This is a genomic window from Frankia sp. AgKG'84/4 (assembly GCF_023242965.2).
Lineage (GTDB): Bacteria > Actinomycetota > Actinomycetes > Frankiales > Frankiaceae > Frankia.
In genome coordinates this window covers 1-1,959 of the sequence record NZ_JALKFU020000977.1, presented here as the reverse complement: position 1 = coordinate 1,959, position 1,959 = coordinate 1, and the positions used below count along the sequence as shown (strand labels likewise).

The 1,959-nt window shown below is 67.2% G+C and carries 2 protein-coding genes; one reads left to right on the top strand and one right to left on the bottom strand.

The genetic code is table 11. The features are described from left to right. Positions 1 to 659: 659 nt before the first annotated feature. A complete protein-coding gene (locus MXD58_RS26540) occupies positions 660 to 1,061 on the top strand; it encodes a peptidylprolyl isomerase (protein ID WP_248837950.1) in 402 nt (133 codons plus the stop codon). A 522-nt stretch (positions 1,062 to 1,583) separates the two neighbouring features. On the opposite strand, the gene MXD58_RS26535 is transcribed toward MXD58_RS26540, so the two are convergent. Continuing rightward, on the bottom strand, positions 1,584 to 1,959 hold a 376-nt coding region (locus MXD58_RS26535), incomplete at its 5' end, for a formate dehydrogenase accessory sulfurtransferase FdhD (RefSeq protein ID WP_250610513.1).

Here is a 1,959-nt window from a genome sequence, read left to right as displayed (position 1 = left end):
CTGGGCATGGTCGTGTAGAGCTTCACCGGGCTGTCCCTTCTCCTGCTCCGGTCTGGCTGGTTCGCTCTCCTGATCCGCCTCCAGCCCGCGCGGGCCCAGCGCCGCACCGATCATCACCGCCAGGTCCGCCGCTCCCCCGAAACCCGTCCCGTGCACCACCAGAGCTCGCGTCACCGCGTCCTCCCACCCCTCGCCGTTCCCGTCTCCTCGGCGTGGACGACATCCGACCGTCGCACGCCCGAAACCAAGTGGACATCCGTGGTGCGGCCCACACCATCCGCCGAACGTCAACACGCGCCAGGCAATCCGGACCTGCCCGGACAGGCTCGGTCGGCCCTGGGTCCGCCACCCCGGTCGGCCCGGTCCGAGTCGGTCCGGTCCGCGCGTGGTGGCGCGATACCCAAGGTCGGGGTCTGCACGGCCGACCGAGTGCGTCGGACACCTTAATTCGTATGAGTCCCGCACCGCAGGGCCCTATCGGCGCATCGGGCCGTCGGTGATTCTCCGGTCATCCGCCAGAGCCAAGAATGCGCGAGAAGTCATGAAAACAGCTACGGGTCGACGGCTGGATTTGCGGCTCACGCCAGTCCGGATACGCTTCCTCGCGACCTTGGTTCACAGCTTTCCAAAGACCGAAAGGGAGCACTGTGCGGAGATCAATGAGTGCCCGGGCGGCAGCAGTCGCGGTGTCGAGCATGGCGACCATTTTCGTCGCGCTGGGACCAGCGGCATCGATTGCCTGGGCGTCCGACGGCGGAAGCACGGTCAAGCAGGCCCAGAACTGGCAAAAGGACGACTGGCACAAGGACGACTGGCACAAGAACGACTGGCACAAGAACGACTGGCACAAGAACGACTGGCACAAGAACGACTGGCGCAAGAACGACTGGGGCAAGGACGACTGGCGCAAGGACGATCGGCGCAAGGACGACTGGTTCGATGACGACTGGTTCGGCGACAAGAAGAAGGATAACTGGCACAACGATGGCTGGCGTAAGGACGACGAGCACAAGGACACGTGGAAGCACGACGAGCGCGAGGACGACCACTGGGACTGGTGACTGAGCCGTCGAGCCGACCACTCCGGTCGCCGGGTGCTCCACCGCGCTGACGGTGAGCCGCCCGCGGGGCCCCGCGTCATCCACCCGACGCGGGGCCCCGACATCTCCGCACACCCACCTCCACGGCGAGATCGGTGATCCGACACTGCTCGGGGCCGGTGACATCAGCAGCCCAACTGCCGGTGCGACCAATGCTTTGCGGACTAATCAAGTCGGGTATCCGGCTGACATGGCTTTTTCATGAAGCCGAGCGGCAGCTCGGTTCGCAATCAATGGAGTCGACGAACGGAAATATCGATCTCGACGTCCGCGACCCAACGCGGTGAACCGCGGGCGGCGCTTCCTCCCACGCCGGTGACCAGCACAGCAGAACCCACAGATCAGTACTCTGGACATCGTCCCGATGTGCACGGCGGCAGGAGCTGTTCGCGATGAGCCGGGCACCGCTCGGTACGCACGGCTCCCGGGAACTGTTCGGGGCCGACGTGCGCTGTATACCCACGCGGCGATGCTCGAGTCCAGCTACGTCGTACGCGACCGCTCGGGCAACATGACCCGGTGGGCGCCGGCATAGAGGTTCATCGTGTCGCCGCGGACGAAGCCGGCAAGTGTCATGCCCGCCTCCTGCGCGAGGTCGACCGCGAGGGTCGACGGCGCGGACACCGCGGCGAGCATCGGTATCCCGGCCATCAGCGCCTTCTGTACGAGTTCGAACGACGCCCGGCCGCTGACCACGAGAATCCGCCCGGCCAGCGGCAGCCGGCCGGCCCGCGCCGCCGCGCCGATCACCTTGTCGACGGCGTTGTGCCGCCCGACGTCCTCGCGCACCGCCCCCAGCTCGCCGTCCGGGCCGGCGAGCGCCGCCGCGTGCAGCCCGCCGGTGGTCGCGAACAGCCGC

Bases quoted from the DNA above. Each gene is read 5' to 3' on its own strand.
- MXD58_RS26540 (WP_248837950.1), top strand. From the start codon at position 660: ATGAGTGCCCGGGCGGCAGCAGTCGCGGTGTCGAGCATGGCGACCATT.